Genomic DNA, 16,432 nt, shown 5'->3' on the forward strand with positions numbered 1-16,432 from the left:
CTGCCGTACGCGGCTTCGTGGCCGCAGACGGCGATGACGGCCGCGTTCCCCGTCACGGTCAGCCGCCGATGGGGTCGTGGCAGGAGACCAGCTTGGTGCCGTCCACGAAGGACGCCTCGACCTGGAGGAGGCCGAGCATCTCCCGTACCCCGGGCATGGTGTCGTCCTCGCCCACCACATGGCGGCCCAGCTCCATGCAGTCCGCGACGCTCCTGCCGTCGCGGGCCGCCTCCAGGATCGCCTCGGTGATCAGCGCGACCGACTCGCTGTAGTTGAGCTTGAGGCCGCGGGCCTGGCGCTTGCGGGCCAGGTCGGCCACGACGTAGACGAGCAGTTTGTCGATCTCGCGGGGGCGAGGTTCATCGTGGGTGCCTTCCTCGGGATGTACGGGTGCGGGGATGCGGGGCCTCGTCAGCCGTCGCCGCGGCGCAGACGCGGCAGCAGGGGCACGGCGGCCAGCAGCGTCCAGGTGGTGAGGATGAACGGCCAGGTGAAGGTGTGGCCGCCGAAGGGTTTGAAGAAGGAGGTCAGGGACGCGGTCAGGCCCGTGCTCACCACCGCGCCGAACAGCGCGTAGATCCCGTTCCAGACCGTGGGGGCCAGGAAGACGGCTCCGAGGCCGATGGCGACGAGTACCGCGTTGTATCCGTAGATGCCGTTGGCGATCAGCGCCGTCGGCGCGCCCAGCAGCCAGGCGGCGACGATCCCGGCCACGCTGCCGGCGGCGGCCCAGAGCACGACGCGTGGGCCGGCCAGGGCGAGTCCGACGAGCATGATCAGCCCGACGTACCAGCTCTCGACCAGGAAGACCTGCGAGACGTTGTTGAAGAAGGCGTGCCACAGGTCGTTCCAGGTGATCCCGGTGTCACCGCTCGTCGTGCTGGAGACGGCGGCCGGGGGTCCGTGCCAGACGCGGTCGAAGGAGGGGGCGCCGACCACCATCACGCCGGAGACCAGGCAGAACGGCGCGGTCATGGGGCTGAGGCGGTACGGCGTGAGGAGGGTGGCGAGTGTCGCCATGAGGATGACGCACAGGACGGCGCCCACGACGGTCAGCACATAGGTGGCGGGGTGGTTGCCGAGCGTCGAGACCAGGGCGATGCCGGTCAGACAGCCCGCGAACCCCTGCATGCCGAGGGCGATGCTCCCCCGGTCGACGGCCAGCGCATAGGCGGCGGCGGTGGCGATCAGCGTCCCCAGCGTGGCGAAGAGGCCGGTCTCCCAGCCCGCCGCCCACAGCCCCGCGAGGATCGCCGCACCGGTGAACAGGCCCGCCTGGAAGTCGACCTGGCCGACGCCGCGCAGGGATGCCAGCAGGTACGCGGACGGCTGACGGCTCTCCAGCCGCCGGACGACATCCGGCTCGGCGAGGGACACGGCGTGCTCCAGCGGCTCTTCGGCGGTGCGCTTCGGGCGGGACGGACACGCGGAAGTCCGTCATATGCCATGAAGTCACACGAAGATGCGCTTCTCATGCCGGGGGCGTTTCCGGTAGCCCACTCGGGTACACCGCCGGGGCACGCCCGGCTTCGGGCCGGCGCGCGGCGTCCCGGAGAGCGCCGGAACGCACTGTGGCCCGCCCCGGGAGGGGGCGGGCCACAGTCGGTGTCCGAGAGGGATCAGTCGATGCCGGGCAGGATGTGCGGCTCGGCGAGGTCCTCCTCGTAGCCGGCCAGGCGGATCGGCGCGGACCTGGCCCAGACCTCGATGTTCTGGAGCTTGTCGCTGCCGCGCCCCGGCTTTCCGTGCCGTTCGGCCGGACGCTCCTCTTGCTTCGTCAATTCCGGTGTCGTCACCGCGCACTCCTTCGTGTCGCGTAGCCCCGGGCGTCGCCGACGCTCCGGTTCTCATTGCCGGGAATCAGCCGCCCATGCGGGGCAGGGGCAGGAACAGTTCGGTCGCGGTGGCGCCGGGTACGGGGCGGGACGGCGACTTGGTTGACAAGCCTGTCCCAGGACGGTCGAGGAAGGTTCGTGGACTCCTCGATGACGTCCGTTCACATCAGAGTAACCAAATGAGCGCGTCCGCGCTCGATGGAACGTGTGCCATGGGTCACTTTGAGCCACCGCGTACGGAAAAGACCCGGCCAGGAAATCATCCCCGCCGGGTCTCCGCACTCCGGGCCCACAGCCCCCGCTCCCCTTACCAGTTGGCGGGGGCGTAGTCCTTCAGGAAGCAGCCGTACAGCGCCTCGCCGGCCTCGCCGCGGACGATGGGGTCGTAGACCCGGGCAGCGCCGTCGACCAGGTCGAGCGGGGCGTGGAAGCCCTCTTCGGCCAGCCGCATCTTGTCCGGGTGCGGGCGCTCGTCGGTGATCCAGCCGGTGTCGACGGCGGTCATCAGGATGCCGTCCTTCTCGAACATCTCCTGGGCGCTGGTGCGGGTCAGCATGTTCAGGGCGGCCTTGGCCATGTTGGTGTGCGGGTGGCCCGCACCCTTGTAGCCGCGCCCGAACACGCCCTCCATCGCGGAGACGTTGACCACGTAGGAGTGCTTGGCCGCGGTCGCCGCCATGGCCGGGCGGAGCCGGCTGATCAGGATGAACGGCGCGGTGGAGTTGCAGAGCTGGACTTCCAGCAGCTCGATCGGCTCGACCTCGTCGACTGTCTGGATCCAGCTGTTGGTGTCGTGCAGGTCCGGGACGAGACCGCCCGCGTCGATCGCGGTGCCGGCGGCGATCCGGGCCGGGGACGCCGAACCGATCACCAGGGCCAGGTCCGTGACCTCCTGCGCGCTCAGCACCTCCTTGCGGGCGGCGGGGAGCGCGGCGACCCGGTCGACGCTGCCGCTGCCGAAGGTGCCGATGACCTCGGCGGCGGGCAGCTCACCCGCGGGCAGCGGGGCGGACTCGGCGGCCAGCAGTTCGCTGTACGCCTGCTGGGACCGGCGGACCGTCTGCGCCGCGTTGTTGATCAGGATGTCGAGCGGGCCCTCGGCCGCCACCGAGTCGGCGAGCGCGACGACCTGGGCCGGGTCGCGCAGGTCGATGCCGACGATCTTCAGGCGGTGGATCCACTCGTCGCTGTCCTCCATCGCCTTGAAGCGGCGGATCGCGTCGTTGGGGAAGCGCGTGGTGATCGTGGTGTGCGCCCCGTCACGGAGCAGCCGCAGCGCGATGTACATGCCGATCTTGGCACGGCCGCCGGTGAGCAGCGCCCGGCGGCCCGTCAGGTCGGTGCGCGCGTCGCGGCGGGCGCGGTTCTCCCGGGCGCAGTCCTGGCAGAGCTGGTGGTAGAACGCGTCGACCTCGACGTACCGCGTCTTGCACACGTAGCAGGACCGGGGCCGCTGGAGGATGCCGGCGATCTCGCTCTTGGCGGACGAGGAGGGCAGGACGCCCTGGGTCTCGTCGTCGATGCGCTCGGCCGAGCCGGTGGCGGTGGCCTCGGTCACCGCCTTGTCGTGCGCGGTCTTGGCGGCCCGGCGCTCCTGGCGGCGGCGCTGCTTCACGGTCCGGTAGATCCCGGCGGTGGCCCGGCGTACCGCGACGGCATCCGGGTGGTCGACCTCGATGGTGTCGAGTTCGTCCAGCACGCTCAGGCAGACGGCCAGCCGGTCGGGGTCGATACCGGGGCCGAATGCCTCGGTCCCGGCCACGATCTCGGGGCCGTCCTCTGTCACCGTCATCGCCGTTCCTCTGTGCTCGTGCCGCCGGCCTCACCGGGGGCGTGGGGCTCGGTCAAGTTTGCCATGATCCGCGAGCTGCTCCGATCGGGTGAGTAACGGGCCCTGCGGACGGAGCGCGAAAAAGATTCGCATCGGTTGTGCATGGCATCGCGAATCCGGGGCAAGCGGTGTGCGAAGCACTTGGCGACCAGCAGGAGGGGCCACACATCATGGCGACCACGACGGAGCAGACCGACGGAGTTCTCGGCGACGTGTGCACGCTCACCGGACAGGACGGCGCGCCCCTCGGTGCGGGGACTGCGGAGCTGCCGTGGATCGAGGACACCGGAAAGGTCGCCCCCAAGGACGCCCGGGCCCTTTCGAAGATGTTCCTGGACCAGCTGCAGACGCTGGAGGAGGGCACGCGCGAGTACCAGTACGCGCGCAACACCCTCATCGAGATGAATCTCTCGCTGGTGCGGTACGCCGCCTCGCGGTTCCGCAACCGCGGCGGTGACGACACCGAGGACATCATCCAGGTCGGCACCATCGGCCTGATCAAGGCGATCGACCGTTTCGACCTCTCGCGCGAAGTGGAGTTCGCCACATTCGCCGTCCCCTACATCGTCGGCGAGATCAAGCGCTTCTTCCGGGACACCACCTGGGCGGTGCACGTGCCGCGCCGGCTCCAGGAGCTGCGGGTCGATCTCGCGAAGGCGAAGGAGGCCCTGTCCGCGCGGCTGGACCGCGATCCGACGGTCGCCGAGCTGGCCGCCCACCTCGATCTCTCCGAGGAGGAGATCATCGAGGGCCTGGTCGCGGCCAACGGGTACTCGGCCGGTTCGATCGACACCCCCACCGCGGAGACGGACTCCGGCAACGAGCAGCGCTCGCTCGCCGATGTGATCGGTGAGGCCGACCCCGGCATGGAGACCGTCGAGAACCTGCACACCCTGGCGCCCCTGCTGGAGCAGCTGGACGAGCGCGAGCGCCGGATCGTCCAGATGCGGTTCGGCGAGGAGATGACGCAGGCCCAGATCGGCGCGGAGCTGGGGGTCTCGCAGATGCACGTCTCCCGGCTGCTCGCCCGTATCGTCAAGCGGCTGCGGGCCGGGATGTCCGTGGAAGCCTGACCCTCGCGATCCGGTCACACACCGACGGAGTGTGGCCGAAGGCAATGTGAACGACGCCCGGCGGCAAATCGCCGGGCGTCGTTCACATATGCTGCGCAACACCGGCGGGCGGCCCGCACGGTGCAAGGAGAGAGTGAAACGTGGCTGAGATGCGCATGGGCGCCCCGGCCCGACCTCCCGTCCCAGGGACCTTCCCGGTCCAGGCGGCGTCCGAGGCGGATGACCGGGACTCCGTGTGGGACGTCAGCGGCACCATCCTGCTGGTCGAGGACGACGCGGGCGACGCCCTGCTCGTCGAGGAGATGCTCGCCGACGGCGAGCTGGACCCGACACTGACGTGGTGCAAGACCCTGTCCGAGGCGCTGACCTTCCTGCGGTCGCACCAGGCCCCCGTCTGTGTCCTGCTCGACCTGCATCTGCCCGACGTGCACGGCCTGCGGGCCGTCACCCAGATCGTCGACTCGTCCCCCGACGCGGCGATCGTGGTGCTGACCGGCCTCGCCGAGGCCGACGCGGGGCTCGCCGCGGTGGCGACGGGCGCGCAGGACTACCTGATGAAGGGGCTGCTCGACCCGCAGGCCCTCGCGCGCGCGATCCGTTACGCGCTCCAGCGCAAGCAGGTCGAGCGGGCGGCGTCCGCGCTGCGCGCCAACCAGCTGATGGCGCAGGAGAACGCACGCCTGGAACGCGGCCTGCTGCCCGTCCCCCTGCTGAACGACGACAGCTTCCAGGCCGTCGCCCGCTACGAACCGGGCCGGGCCCACGGGCTGCTCAGCGGTGACTTCTACGACGTGGTCCAGACGCCGGACGGCACGGTGTGGGCGGTCATCGGCGACGTGTCGGGGCACGGCGCGGCGGAGGCGGCGCTCGGGGTGTGCCTGCGGGTCGCCTGGCGCACCGCCGTCCTGTGCGGCACCGACCCGCTGGAACAGCTCGGGCTCCTGGAGTCGATCCTGGTCGCCGAGCGCTCCGACCCCCATGTCTTCGCGACCGTCACCTCGCTGGCCTTTCCGCCCGGCGGCGACCGCGTCCGCGTCATGCGGGCCGGCCACCCGGGGCTGCTGCTCCGGAACGGCTCGGCGGTCGAGTGGGTGGAGCCCGAGGGCGGGATGGCGCTCGGGCTGCTGCCCGGGCACGGCCAGTGGTCGGTCACCGATCTCGAACTCGCGCCCGGCGCCGCCCTCGTCCTGTTCACCGACGGCCTCTTCGAGGGACGCACCGGACCGCACAGCCGGCTGGGCGAGGAGGGGCTGCTCGACATGGCCCGGGACATGGCCCCGCTCGCCGCCCGCTCATTCGTCGACGCGCTGGTCGCGGGTGCCTCGGAGGCCGCGGCCCCGCACGGTGGCCTTGCCGACGATGTCGCCGTCCTGCACCTCGGCTGGAGAAACACCGCTCATGAACACTGAAATACCGGAAGCCCCGGTCCCGTCGGCCGGCCGGTGGTCCCGCCTGTCCGTACAGAACTGGGTCCACCTCATCCTGGCCGCCTTCGTCCTCGTGGTCTGCGGCTGCGTGGTGGCGGGCGGTCTCGTCCTGGCCAGCATCTCGGACCGGACCACCGAGCTGGTCGACCGCATCCAGCCGGCCCGCTCCGCCTCCTTCCAGCTCCAGAACGCGCTGCTGAACCAGGAGACGGGGGTACGTGGCTACGCGCTGACCGGTGACGAGTCGTTCCTGGAGCCGTTCGCCGCCGGCAAGAAGGAGGAGGCGGAACGGCTGGCCCGGGTGCGCTCCGCGATGGGCGACGGGGAGCCGTACAACCGCGACCTGGACCGGATCGCCGCCGCCGCCGCGGACTGGCGCCGGGTGCATGCCGACCCGCTGATCGCCGACGTCCGGCGGGACGGGGCCGGGACGCGCTCGTCCGCCAGGACCGCCGAGAGCAAGGCCGCCTTCGACAAGCTGCGGCAGCTCTACGGCACCCAGCAGGCTCATCTCGACGCCGCCCGGGACCGGGCACGCGCCCAGCTGGACGACGCCCGGCACACCCGCGACCGGGTCCTGGCCATCCTGCTGATCGTCTTCGCGCTCTGCGTGGTCGCCCTCAGCGTGCTGCTCCAGCGCACCGTGGGCCGGCCGCTGAACGCACTGGCCGAGGCGTCCCGGCGGGTCCGCACCGGAAACTTCCGGGCCCAGCGGATCGAGGTGGACGGCCCGTCCGACGTACGGGCCGTGGCCGCCGCGGTCGAGGACATGCGGAGCAGACTGGTCGCCGAGCTGGATGCCACGCAGGAGCGCGAGAACGTCCTGGCGCAGCAGACCGTGGAGCTGCGCCGGTCCAATTCGGAGCTGGAGCAGTTCGCGTACGTCGCCTCGCACGACCTCCAGGAACCGCTGCGGAAGGTCGCCTCGTTCTGCCAGCTGCTGGACAAGCGGTACGGGAACGAGCTGGACGGCCGCGGCAAGCAGTACATCGACTTCGCGGTCGACGGCGCCAAGCGCATGCAGGTCCTCATCAACGACCTGCTGACCTTCTCCCGGGTCGGCCGGGTGCACGACAGCTGGACCCCCGTCGAGCTCGACAAGTCGCTCGACCGGGCGCTGGCCAACCTGGCGATGGTGATCGAGGAGTCGGGGACCACGGTCGTCCGCGAGAACCCGCTTCCCTCGGTCACCGGCGACCCCACGACGCTCGCGATGATCTGGCAGAACCTGCTCGGGAACGCCGTGAAGTTCCGCCGCGCCGACGAGCCGTGCGTGATCACGGTCGGGTGCGAGCGGGAGGGCGACGACTGGCACTTCACGGTGGCCGACAACGGGATCGGCATCGCGCCCGAGTTCGCCGAGAAGGTCTTCGTCATCTTCCAGCGCCTGCACGGCCGTGACGAGTACGACGGGACGGGCATCGGCCTCGCCCTGTGCCGCAAGATCATCGAGTTCCACGGGGGCAGGATCTGGCTCGATCCCGATTCCCGTCAGGGGGCGCGGGTCCACTTCTCGCTGCCCGCCGATGCCGCGCCCGCGGAAACCAACGACACCGCATCCCCTGCGGAGATCTCCGGAGAGACCCAGTGAACGCTCCCGCACAGCCCATCGAGGTCCTGCTCGTCGAGGACGACCCGGGCGACGAACTGATGACGCGTGAGGCATTCGAGGACAACAAGATCCGCAACACGCTCCATGTGGTGCGCGACGGCGAGGAGGCCCTCGACTTCCTCTACCGCCGCGGGGCCCACACCGAGGCGCCCCGGCCCGATCTGATCCTGCTCGACCTGAACCTGCCGAAGTACGACGGCCGCCAGGTGCTGGAACAGATCAAGCAGGACCCGGAGCTCGCGCTGATCCCGGTCGTCGTGCTCACGACCTCCTCCGCCGAGGAGGACATCCTGCGCAGCTACAAACTGCACGCCAACGCCTATGTCACCAAGCCGGTCGACCTGGACCAGTTCATCGCGGCCGTCCGGCAGATCGACGACTTCTTCGTCACCGTGGTGCGGCTTCCCGGCCGCGCGTAGTATTCGCTGACGACGCATGGGAGTGGGATCTCCCGACGCGGGTACACGATCACAAGAAAGAGGTCTGCGACCTCCCCGCTGCGCCCTGGCTGGAGCACATGAACGAACAGGCGATCTCCCCGCCGGACGACTCCCCCGGAGCTGTCCGCCCACGGAGACTTTGCACAGCGCCGAAGTGTTCGACGGTGAGCCGGGGTGCATTTCCCAGGCGCGGGCGCTGGCAGACCGCTTTCTCGGCCGGCTGGTGTCCGAGTGGATGGCCGTGCTGGGCACGCACACCCGTAACGACCTCATGCTGGCCGTCAGCGAGCTGGTCACCAACGCGGAGCGCTACAGCCACGGCCCGTATCTGCTGGAGCTCGAGGGCACGGCGGAGCGGGTCAGCATCACGGTGTACGACAGCAGCAGCGCGCTGCCCGTTTTCTACGCCCCCGACCCGAGCCGCCTGGGCGGCCACGGCATGGAGATCGTGGTGGCCCTGTGCGACCGCGTCACGGCCGAGCGGGTGCCGGTCGGCAAGCGCATCAGGGCCGAGTTCACGCTGAGCAGCTGAGCCGGCGGGGAGCGCCGGGCGGGCGGACTCCCGGCCCGGGCTCAGGCGATGGTGCCGGGCTCAGCCCCCGGCCTGGGACCGGCCGAACCAGTCGATACACATGACCAGGGCGTCGTCCAGCGTGTCGGACGCCCGGTGTTCCGCAAGTTCACGCAGGACCGCGCCGGGCACGGCGGCCGCCGGCAGGAGCCGGGTGGCGAGGACGGCCCTGGGCAGGCCGCGTTCCGCGAATGGCTCGCCGGACGGCGAGATCGCGTCGTAGACCCCGTCGCTGACGAGCAGCAGCCGGTCGCCGGGGCGGGCCTGGAGGTGCTGGACGGCGTACTGCGACTCCTCGAACATCCCCAGCGGCAGCTGGGCGTCCAGCGCGACCCGGGTGACCGTACGGCCGCGCAGGCGCCACAGCTGCGGGGAGCCCGCGTCCACCGCCTCGACCGATCCCGTGGGCAGGTCGAAGCGGAGCAGCAGGGTGGAGACGTGGGCGGCGCCGCGGTGCTGCTCGTAGATGGCCTGGTCGGCCAGGGCCGCCTGGTCGGCGATGCCGATCCCGGCCCGCCTGGCGTTGCGCAGGGCGTTGACGGCGAGGTTGGTGAGGAGGGAGGCGCGGATGCCCTCCCCCATGCCGTTTGTCACGGCGACGCTGAGCTGGTCGCCCTCCGCCGCCCAGTCGAAGTTGTCGCCGTGGATGGCGTAGGCGGGTTCGAGCTGGGCTCCTATGGCGTATTCGGCGGCGATGAAGGACCTGGCGGGGAGCAGCTGCCACTGCATCTCGGCGGCGAGGGTGAGGCGCGTGGTGCGCCGGGCGCGCTGGTAGTGGTCGGTGTCCCGTTCGGCGACGACGATCTCGTGTCCGAGGAGGTCCGCCACATGGGTGAGGTCGTCGGTGATCTGCGGGGTGGCGCGCGCGGAGGGCAGCCGGACGGTGAGGATGCCGAGGCGCTCGCCCCGGACGGTGACCGGGAAGTGGTGGTCGGCCGCGTCGTCGGGGCCGGTGCGGCCCTGGTGCGGGCGCTGGCTGCCGAAGGCGCGGCCCTGCGGGCTGTTGTTCAGGGAGAGCGGCTGGCCGGGGCCGTCGCCGGCGTCGACCGGGTTGAGCACGGTCATTCCGTAATCCGCCAGGAGGAGCTGTACCGAGAGGGCCCCGTACGACTTCGCGAGGATCTCGCGCACCGTCTCCACCAGGGCATACGGCGGCGCCGCGCGGAGCGCTCGTTCAATATCCGTGGGGGCATTCACGCTGTTTCGCCCATTCTTCGGTGGGTGGCGGGAGCGGAGCCAGGCTGACAGGAGCACGCTACGGGTGACAGAGTGGAAGAATGCCCCACCGCACCGGACTCCCTCACCGCCCTGAACAGGTGTCCGAGGACGTCTGTGCCGCGTCCGAGCTTCTGGAGGTGTTGTGGGGGCGTGGCCAGGAGACCGCCGCCCGGGGAGTTGTCTCCCCCTCCCAGCTTCGCGCGCTCCTCGTCATCGAGCAGCAGGAAGGGAGCAACCTGCGCTCCCTCGGGGAGGCGCTCGGCTCGCGGGCGCCGTCGGTGAGCCGGTTGTGCGACCGGATGGAGGCCATGGGTCTGGTCCAGCGCGACCCGAGCCCGACGAGCCGCCGGGAGGTCGAGCTCCGGCTGACCCTTCAGGGGCGGGAGCTGCTGGAGGAGTACCGGGCGATCCGCACGCGGGAGCTGACCGCCGTGCTGGAGCGGATGCAGCCTTCCGATGTGGCGGCCCTGGCCGTGGGGCTCGCCGCCTTCCGTTCGGCGGCATCGCAGCGGCTCACCGGTGAGCGGAGGACCGCCGCCCGGCTTCGCGACGATGTCGCGGACAGCGCCTAGCTTCATGCACGCCCCTGCTTCCGCGTTCCGAAGGCGCCGCTCGGACGGGCGCTCACGTTGATCGTTCGGTACAGATTGTTGCCCCACGAAGAATGTTGTCAAATGGCAACTGTTACTTTTATCGTTGAGCATTCCCGCCGCGAGCAGGGACGGAGCAGAATCGGAGCAGAATCGAACTGCCCGTCCGATCGCGGCGTTACCCCCGCCGCCCAGTGCAACACGAGGTGAACGTGCTTCCACCGCCCAGCGCCGGCCGAGCCATGCAGATCGTCCCACGGCATGAACGTGGGGCGTTGGTGCTCGCTGTAACCGGTGACCTCGACATCGACAACGTGGCGCCTCTCGGCACCGCGCTGGAGAACGCGTCGCGGGAGGGTGCCGGGCCGGTCGTCGTCGACCTCTCGGACGTGAGTTTCGCCGACTCCACGACGGTGAACGTGCTGCTGCAGGGACAGACGGCCCTCGGTCCCCGGCTGCGGCTCGCCGCACCCTCGGTCTTCATGGAAAGGCTGATCTCCGTTCTCGGCCTGGACAGCGCGGTCCCGGTCTTCCCGAGCGTCAGCGAGGCGATCGACCCGCCGCTTCCCGCGTAGCGAAGAGGAAAACACCGAGCGCCCTTCTCCCCGTCGGCGGGGAGAAGGGCGCTCGGCCGTGCGGCCGCCCGGTCAGTCCAGGGCGGGCGGGGCGTCCTCGGGGGAGGTGCCCCACGCCGACGGTTCGTCGCCCACCGTGAAGGAGAGCGAGCGGGCCGAGCGGATGTCGTCCGTGGTCAGGTAGGTACGCGACTGCGTCGCGCGGTCGAGCCGGGCGGACTGGATGTAGCGGTCGGCGTCCGAGGTGCCGGGGGCGCTGACGGTCAGCGCGCCGTGCGGGTAGTAGCGCCGGTCGAGCTTGATGTCGACGCGTTCGAACGCGGGCGTGGACAGGCCCCAGGTGTCGGTGCCCGGCTGGACCGGGAAGACGCCGATGGACGAGAGCACCATCCAGGCGGACATCGTGCCGAGGTCGTCGTTGCCGGTCATCCCGGTCGGGCCGTTGGTGAAGAGCGTCAGGGCCGCGTGGACGACGTCGGTCGTCTTCCACGGCTGGCCGGTGGAGAGGTACGTGTACGGGGCGATGAGGTCGGGCTCGTTCTGCGGGTTGTACTTGTCGGCGTTGTAGTACGCGTACGGGCCGTTCACCCACACCTCGCGGGCGGTCTTCGCCGGGTCGGCGAGGAGCTTGTCGTACGCGAAGAAGGAGTCGAGGCGCTGGTTGGCCGCGTCCTTCCCGCCGATGAGGTCGACCATGCCGGGGATGTCCTGCGGGACCATCCACTGGTACTGCCAGGACGTGCCCTCGTGGAAGCCCTCGCTCTCGGCCGGGTCGGCGGGGCCGGTGAAGGCGCCGGCGGCGTCGCGGGCGCGGAAGAAGCCGGTCGAGGGGTCGAAGATCTTCCGGTAGTTCTGGGCGCGGGCCTCGTAGCGTGCCGCGTCGGCCTTGTGGCCGAGGTCCCGGGCCATCTCGGCGAGCATGCCGTCGGCGAGGGCGTACTCCAGCGTCGCGGAGGCGCCGTGGTCGAAGTCGGAGTCACCGGGCTTGGCGTGCGGCCGGTCCTTGATGTACGGGGCGAAGCCGTCCTTCAGGTACTGGACGTTGGCCTCCCGGCCCACGGGTGCGGAGTCGGTGGGCGGCACCCCGTCCGCGTTCTTCTTCAGGGCGCGGTACGCCTCCTCCTCGTACCCCTTCAGCAGGCCCTGCTGGTAGGCGTTGGTGAGGAAGGGGGTGACCGGGTCGCCGGTCATGATGTTGGTCTCGACCGTGCCGTAGCCCCACTTGGGCAGCCAGCCGCTCTCCGCGTCGATGCGCAGGACGGATATCGCCATGTCGCGGGATTCGCGCGGCGCGAGCAGGGAAAGCAGCTGGGCCTGGGTGCGGTACGTGTCCCAGAGCGACCAGTTCTGGTAGTACGTGAAGCCCTTGGCGGTGTGCTTCTTCTGGTCCCAGCCGGTGTAGCGGCCGTCCACGTCGCTGCCCACGTTGGGCGCGAGGAAGGACCGGTAGAGCGAGGAGTAGAAGGTGCGGCGCAGCTTGTCGCTGCCGCCCTGGGCCTTCACTCCTTCGAGGCGGTCCTCCCAGGTGCGTTCGGCGGCGCGCAGGACGTGGTCGAAGCTGTGGCCGCCCTCGGCGCGGAGGTTGAGCGCGGCGCCCTTGGCGTCGACGTAGCTGAGGGCCGTGGTGGCCTCGACGGTGCGGTCCTTGGTGGTGTCGAACCGCAGCCAGGCGCCGTTGCGGGCGTCGGTGGCCTTCGACTTCTTCGCTTCGGTGACGGTGTCGCCGTTCCAGGTGCCCGAGGTGGTGAAGGGACGGTCGAAGCGGGTGATCGTGTAGACCGTGTACGGCTTGGTGTCCTGGCAGAAGCCGCTGCCGGTGATGGCGGTCCGGACGGTGCGGTTGTCCAGGATCTCCACGTCGGAGGAGAGCGTCCGGTGCAGCGACTGGCCGGCGTTCAGCAGGACGTTGGCCTTGTCGGTGGCCGGGAAGGTGTAGCGCTGGACGCCGGTGCGCTTGGTGGCGGTCAGCTCGGCCCCGATGCCGGTCTTGAGCCCGACCTTGTAGTAACCGGGGCTCGCCTTCTCGTCGTCGTGGCTGAACTCCGCCGCGTACTTCGCGTAGTCGGTCTCGGTGACCTCGCCGGTGGTGGGCAGCGTCGGCAGGTCGCCGCCGAGGCCGCAGCCGACGCCGGAGAGGTGGACGGAGGAGAAGCCGCGGATGTGGTTCTCGCCGTAGTCGTAACCGGTGTTGTGGCCGGTGTCCGGCGAGAGCTGCACCATGCCGAAGGGCACGGAGGCACCGGGGTAGGTGTTGCCCTCGTTCTGGGTGCCGATGAACGGGTTGACCAGATCGGTCAGCCGGCCGTCGCTCCGGGGGGCGGCCTCGGCCGTGGCCCCGGGGAGGAGGACACCGCCCAGGAGCGCGGCGGCGGCGAGTACGGCCGCCGGGCCGCGCAGTCCCGGCCGTGGGGTCCGATGCATGGGGAGACTCCTTAGGACAACGTTGTCAGAGCGCGATCATTCTTGGATTCCGCCGTGACCGCGTCAAGGGGTCGGACGGATACCGCGCGTGTCGGTCCGGTGAAGGAGGCCGTCGGCAAGATCCTTCTGACGTCCGCCGCGGGGAGGACTACCGTCAGGAGGAGGACACCCGGGCCACTGCCGTACTACCAGAGCAGTACGCCGGATCGCCGCCTCAGGGACGACGACGCGGCGGCTGGAAAAGGGGATCGTGGTGTACATGAGTTCCCTTGCGTTGTCCGTGCTCCTGTCACTGGTCTCCGCGGTCGCCTACGCGGCCGGGGCGATCGTCCAGGAGCGCGTGGCCACGGCCTCCGACGGCCGCTCGCTCGCACCGCTGCGCAACCGGGTCTGGTGGGCGGCCGTGACGCTCAACGGGCTGGGCGCCGTGCTGCACGTCGTGGCGCTGGCGTACGGCCCGCTGAGCCTCGTACAGCCGCTGGGGGCGCTCACGATCGTCTTCGCGCTGCCGATGGCCGCGCTGTTCGTACGCCGCAGGGCCGGGGCCACGGCCTGGCGCGGCGCGGTCATGGCGACGGCGGGTCTGGCCGGGCTGCTCGCGCTGACCGGCAGCTCCGACGCGCACAGCCTGGGGGCGCCGCAGCAGCTGATGCTGGCGATGGTGACCTTCGGCGCGGTGGCCGCGCTGGTCCTGCTCTCGCGGGCGATGCGCCGGCCGGTGATGCGGAGCGTGGTGCTGGCCGGGGCGGCGGGCGTCGCGTTCGGCATCGCGTCGGTCTACACGAAGACCGTGGCCATGGAGTGGACGGCGGGCGCCGTGAAGTCCGGGCTGCTGCCGCTGCTGGTGATCGCGGCGCTGGCGGGCTCCGGTCTGCTGCTGTCCCAGGCGGCGTACCGGGGTGCCGGTCTGACGGCCCCGCTGGCCACGGTGACCGTGGTGAATCCGGTGGTGGCCGCGGCGGTGGGGATCACGCTGTTCGGCGAGCAGTTCCGGCACGGGGTCACGGGGACGGTGCTGGCCCTGGTCTGCGGGGCGGTCGCGGCCGGCGGACTGATCATGCTGACCACGGAACGGATGGGCGCCGAGCGCTCGGCGTCCGAGGCGCCGGAGACCTCGGATACGGAAGACACGGCGGGGTCCGCGGATTTCGCCGGGCCCGCCGGGCCGCCGGCCTCGACGGGCACCCTGTCTCGCGCGGTGGAGCCGGGTCCGGCCGCCGCGGCCGGTCGCGGGGCGGCGGGGCCGCGGACGCCTCGCCCGGCGCTGCCCGCGCGGATGCCGCTGGACGGCCTGGCCGGCCGGGTGGAGTTCGGCCCTCCCCCGGGCGCCGGGCGAAGGGCCGCCGGGGAGGCCGCTGACGGAGGCGTTCAGACCCTGACGCCGCCCGCTCTGAGGTAGGCCAGCGGGTCGATGTCGGAGCCGTAGTCGGGGCCGGTGCGGACCTCGAAGTGCAGGTGCGGGCCCGTGACGTTGCCGGTGGCGCCGGAACGGGCGATCCGCTGTCCGCCGCCTACGTGCTGCCCGCCGCGCACGAGCAGCGAGGACAGGTGTGCGTACTGGCTGTACTTGCCGTCGCCGTGCCGGATGACGATCTGGTAGCCGTACGGCCCCGCCCAGCCCGCCGATACGACGGTGCCGGGCGCCATCGCCTTGACGGAGGTGCCGGTGGGCACGGGGAAGTCGACGCCCGTGTGATAGCCGCTGGACCAGGAACCGGCCTGGTGGTACGGGGTTCCGGTGCGGGCCGCGACGGGGGCGGTGAGCCCGCTGTGCTTCTGCGCGTGCTCGGTCTTGTGCGTCTGGGTCTTCTTGGGCTGCGGCTTGCTGTGCTGCTTCGGCTGCGGCGCGGGTTTCCGGGCGGGTTTCGGCGCCGCTTTGGAAGCCGCCTTCGGGGCCGTCTTCGGTGGGGCCTCGGTCGCCGTCCTCGGCTTGGCCTTCGTGGCCGTCCTGGGCGTTCCGTTCAGGGTCAGGCGCTGGCCGGGGAAGATGAGGTCCGGGTCGTCGCCGACGACCGCGCGATTCGCGGCGTAGAGCCGCTGCCAGCCGCCCTGGAGGTGCTGGTCGTCCGCGATGCCGGAGAGCGAGTCGCCGGGTGTCACGGTGTACGACTCGCGCTTGCCCGGCACGGTGGTCGGCGTGGCCGGGGGTGTGGCCTTCTTGGTCTTCGTAGGGCGGGACGACAACGACGCGTTGTCCGGCTTCTTCGGCGTGGAGACGCTCGCCGTGCGCTCGCTCTGCGTGCTGATGTCGGGCGCGGCGCCGCCCCGGGTCAGGCCCGCCTTTCCGGAGCAGACCGGCCAGGCGCCGGGGCCCTGGCCGTCCAGGACCTTCTCCGCGATGGCGATCTGCTGGTCCTTGGTGGCGAGGTCGGCGCGCGCCGCGTAGACCGTGCCGCCGTACGCCGCCCAGGTCGAGCGGGTGAACTGGAGGCCGCCGAAGTAGCCGTTGCCGCTGTTGATGTGCCAGTTGCCGGTGGACTCGCAGGCGGCGACCTTCTCCCAGACGTCCGTGGACGCGGCCCCGGCCGAGGCGGCGGTGATCAGCGGGAGGGCGAGGCCCGCGCCTCCTGCCGTGACGGTGAGCGAAGCCCGGTTGATGCGGCTCGGCTGGTATCTGCGGTGCCGTCCGTTCGCGGCCATGACGTGGCTCCCCCGCTGGCTGTAGGACATGTCGCAAGCGGTCAACTTATGGGCAGACAGCGGGTGATGACAAGACCACGGTACGTTTCGGCCACCGGCGCGGCCCGGTCGGCGCAGGGCGTAGGCCAGCGGCGGACCGGCGCCCGGGAAGCGTTCGGAAGCGCTGACGCCCCAGCCGTCGACCGAGGTCGTGATCGCG

At 71.0% G+C, this 16,432-nt stretch carries 14 protein-coding genes and 1 pseudogene; 8 read left to right on the forward strand and 7 right to left on the reverse strand.

From position 1 onward, the window contains the following. Window positions 1–58 precede the first annotated feature (58 nt). The 4 genes from NEH16_RS02625 to NEH16_RS02640 all read right to left on the reverse strand — a co-directional run bounded on the left by NEH16_RS02625 (window position 59) and on the right by NEH16_RS02640 (window position 3,627). Window positions 59–400, reverse strand: coding sequence for an urease subunit gamma (locus NEH16_RS02625; RefSeq protein ID WP_265547035.1), 342 nt, complete (start codon window positions 398–400; stop codon window positions 59–61). An 11-nt stretch (window positions 401–411) separates the two neighbouring features. Continuing rightward, complete coding sequence (locus NEH16_RS02630) at window positions 412–1,377, reverse strand: urea transporter (protein ID WP_265538883.1); 966 nt, start codon at window positions 1,375–1,377, stop codon at window positions 412–414. Between the two features lie 242 nt (window positions 1,378–1,619). Continuing rightward, window positions 1,620–1,796 carry a hypothetical protein gene (locus NEH16_RS02635; protein ID WP_158070809.1) on the reverse strand — a complete coding sequence of 59 codons (177 nt, stop codon included), beginning with the start codon at window positions 1,794–1,796 and terminating at the stop codon, window positions 1,620–1,622. 346 nt (window positions 1,797–2,142) lie between these two features. Then, on the reverse strand, window positions 2,143–3,627 hold the full coding sequence (locus NEH16_RS02640; protein ID WP_265538884.1) for an SDR family NAD(P)-dependent oxidoreductase: 1,485 nt from the start codon (window positions 3,625–3,627) through the stop codon (window positions 2,143–2,145). 209 nt (window positions 3,628–3,836) lie between these two features. On the opposite strand from NEH16_RS02640, the gene NEH16_RS02645 reads away from it, so the two are divergent. The 5 genes and pseudogenes from NEH16_RS02645 to NEH16_RS02665 all read left to right on the forward strand — a co-directional run bounded on the left by NEH16_RS02645 (window position 3,837) and on the right by NEH16_RS02665 (window position 8,750). Continuing rightward, window positions 3,837–4,739 carry an RNA polymerase sigma factor SigF gene (locus NEH16_RS02645; protein ID WP_073967270.1) on the forward strand — a complete coding sequence of 301 codons (903 nt, stop codon included), beginning with the start codon at window positions 3,837–3,839 and terminating at the stop codon, window positions 4,737–4,739. A gap of 149 nt (window positions 4,740–4,888) precedes the next feature. Next, window positions 4,889–6,148: a PP2C family protein-serine/threonine phosphatase gene (locus NEH16_RS02650; protein ID WP_265547037.1), complete on the forward strand. Its 1,260-nt coding sequence runs from the start codon at window positions 4,889–4,891 to the stop codon at window positions 6,146–6,148. Next, the gene (locus NEH16_RS02655) at window positions 6,138–7,757 is read left to right on the forward strand and encodes a sensor histidine kinase (RefSeq protein WP_265538885.1); all 1,620 of its coding nucleotides are present in this window, start codon (window positions 6,138–6,140) and stop codon (window positions 7,755–7,757) included. Before NEH16_RS02650 ends, NEH16_RS02655 begins: the two co-directional genes overlap by 11 nt. Continuing rightward, window positions 7,754–8,197: a response regulator gene (locus NEH16_RS02660; RefSeq protein WP_265538886.1), complete on the forward strand. Its 444-nt coding sequence runs from the start codon at window positions 7,754–7,756 to the stop codon at window positions 8,195–8,197. The genes NEH16_RS02655 and NEH16_RS02660 overlap by 4 nt, the downstream gene beginning before the upstream one ends. Before the next feature lie 98 nt (window positions 8,198–8,295). Continuing rightward, window positions 8,296–8,750, forward strand: a pseudogene (locus NEH16_RS02665) (ATP-binding protein). A 60-nt stretch (window positions 8,751–8,810) separates the two neighbouring features. On the opposite strand, the gene NEH16_RS02670 reads toward NEH16_RS02665, so the two are convergent. Next, window positions 8,811–9,986, reverse strand: a complete 1,176-nt coding sequence (locus NEH16_RS02670) for a PP2C family protein-serine/threonine phosphatase (protein ID WP_265538887.1) — start codon at window positions 9,984–9,986, stop codon at window positions 8,811–8,813. 80 nt (window positions 9,987–10,066) lie between these two features. On the opposite strand from NEH16_RS02670, the gene NEH16_RS02675 reads away from it, so the two are divergent. Both NEH16_RS02675 and NEH16_RS02680 read left to right on the forward strand, forming a co-directional pair. Further along, window positions 10,067–10,579, forward strand: a complete 513-nt coding sequence (locus tag NEH16_RS02675; RefSeq protein ID WP_265538888.1) for a MarR family transcriptional regulator — start codon at window positions 10,067–10,069, stop codon at window positions 10,577–10,579. A 260-nt stretch (window positions 10,580–10,839) separates the two neighbouring features. After that, on the forward strand, window positions 10,840–11,172 hold the full coding sequence (locus NEH16_RS02680) for an STAS domain-containing protein (RefSeq protein WP_073967277.1): 333 nt from the start codon (window positions 10,840–10,842) through the stop codon (window positions 11,170–11,172). 72 nt (window positions 11,173–11,244) lie between these two features. Here the strand turns inward: NEH16_RS02680 and NEH16_RS02685 are convergent, their stop codons facing one another. Continuing rightward, on the reverse strand, window positions 11,245–13,593 hold the full coding sequence (locus NEH16_RS02685) for a GH92 family glycosyl hydrolase (protein ID WP_265538889.1): 2,349 nt from the start codon (window positions 13,591–13,593) through the stop codon (window positions 11,245–11,247). 250 nt (window positions 13,594–13,843) lie between these two features. On the opposite strand from NEH16_RS02685, the gene NEH16_RS02690 reads away from it, so the two are divergent. Then, the gene (locus tag NEH16_RS02690) at window positions 13,844–14,992 is read left to right on the forward strand and encodes a DMT family transporter (RefSeq protein WP_265538890.1); all 1,149 of its coding nucleotides are present in this window, start codon (window positions 13,844–13,846) and stop codon (window positions 14,990–14,992) included. On the opposite strand, the gene NEH16_RS02695 is transcribed toward NEH16_RS02690, so the two are convergent. Beyond that, window positions 14,962–16,233: a transglycosylase family protein gene (locus tag NEH16_RS02695; protein WP_265538891.1), complete on the reverse strand. Its 1,272-nt coding sequence runs from the start codon at window positions 16,231–16,233 to the stop codon at window positions 14,962–14,964. The two genes, NEH16_RS02690 and NEH16_RS02695, sit on opposite strands and share 31 nt — an antisense overlap. Between the last annotated feature and the right edge of the window lie 199 nt (window positions 16,234–16,432).

Origin of the sequence: Streptomyces drozdowiczii (assembly GCF_026167665.1) — a bacterium.
Classification (GTDB): Bacteria; Actinomycetota; Actinomycetes; order Streptomycetales; family Streptomycetaceae; genus Streptomyces; species Streptomyces drozdowiczii_A.

Bases quoted from the DNA above. Each gene is read 5' to 3' on its own strand.
- NEH16_RS02650 (WP_265547037.1), top strand. From the start codon at position 4,889: ATGCGCATGGGCGCCCCGGCCCGACCTCCCGTCCCAGGGACCTTCCCG.
- NEH16_RS02645 (WP_073967270.1), top strand. From the start codon at position 3,837: ATGGCGACCACGACGGAGCAGACCGACGGAGTTCTCGGCGACGTGTGC.
- NEH16_RS02640 (WP_265538884.1), bottom strand. From the start codon at position 3,627: ATGACGGTGACAGAGGACGGCCCCGAGATCGTGGCCGGGACCGAGGCA.
- NEH16_RS02680 (WP_073967277.1), top strand. From the start codon at position 10,840: ATGCAGATCGTCCCACGGCATGAACGTGGGGCGTTGGTGCTCGCTGTA.
- NEH16_RS02675 (WP_265538888.1), top strand. From the start codon at position 10,067: ATGCCCCACCGCACCGGACTCCCTCACCGCCCTGAACAGGTGTCCGAG.
- NEH16_RS02685 (WP_265538889.1), bottom strand. From the start codon at position 13,593: ATGCATCGGACCCCACGGCCGGGACTGCGCGGCCCGGCGGCCGTACTC.
- NEH16_RS02695 (WP_265538891.1), bottom strand. From the start codon at position 16,233: ATGGCCGCGAACGGACGGCACCGCAGATACCAGCCGAGCCGCATCAAC.
- NEH16_RS02655 (WP_265538885.1), top strand. From the start codon at position 6,138: ATGAACACTGAAATACCGGAAGCCCCGGTCCCGTCGGCCGGCCGGTGG.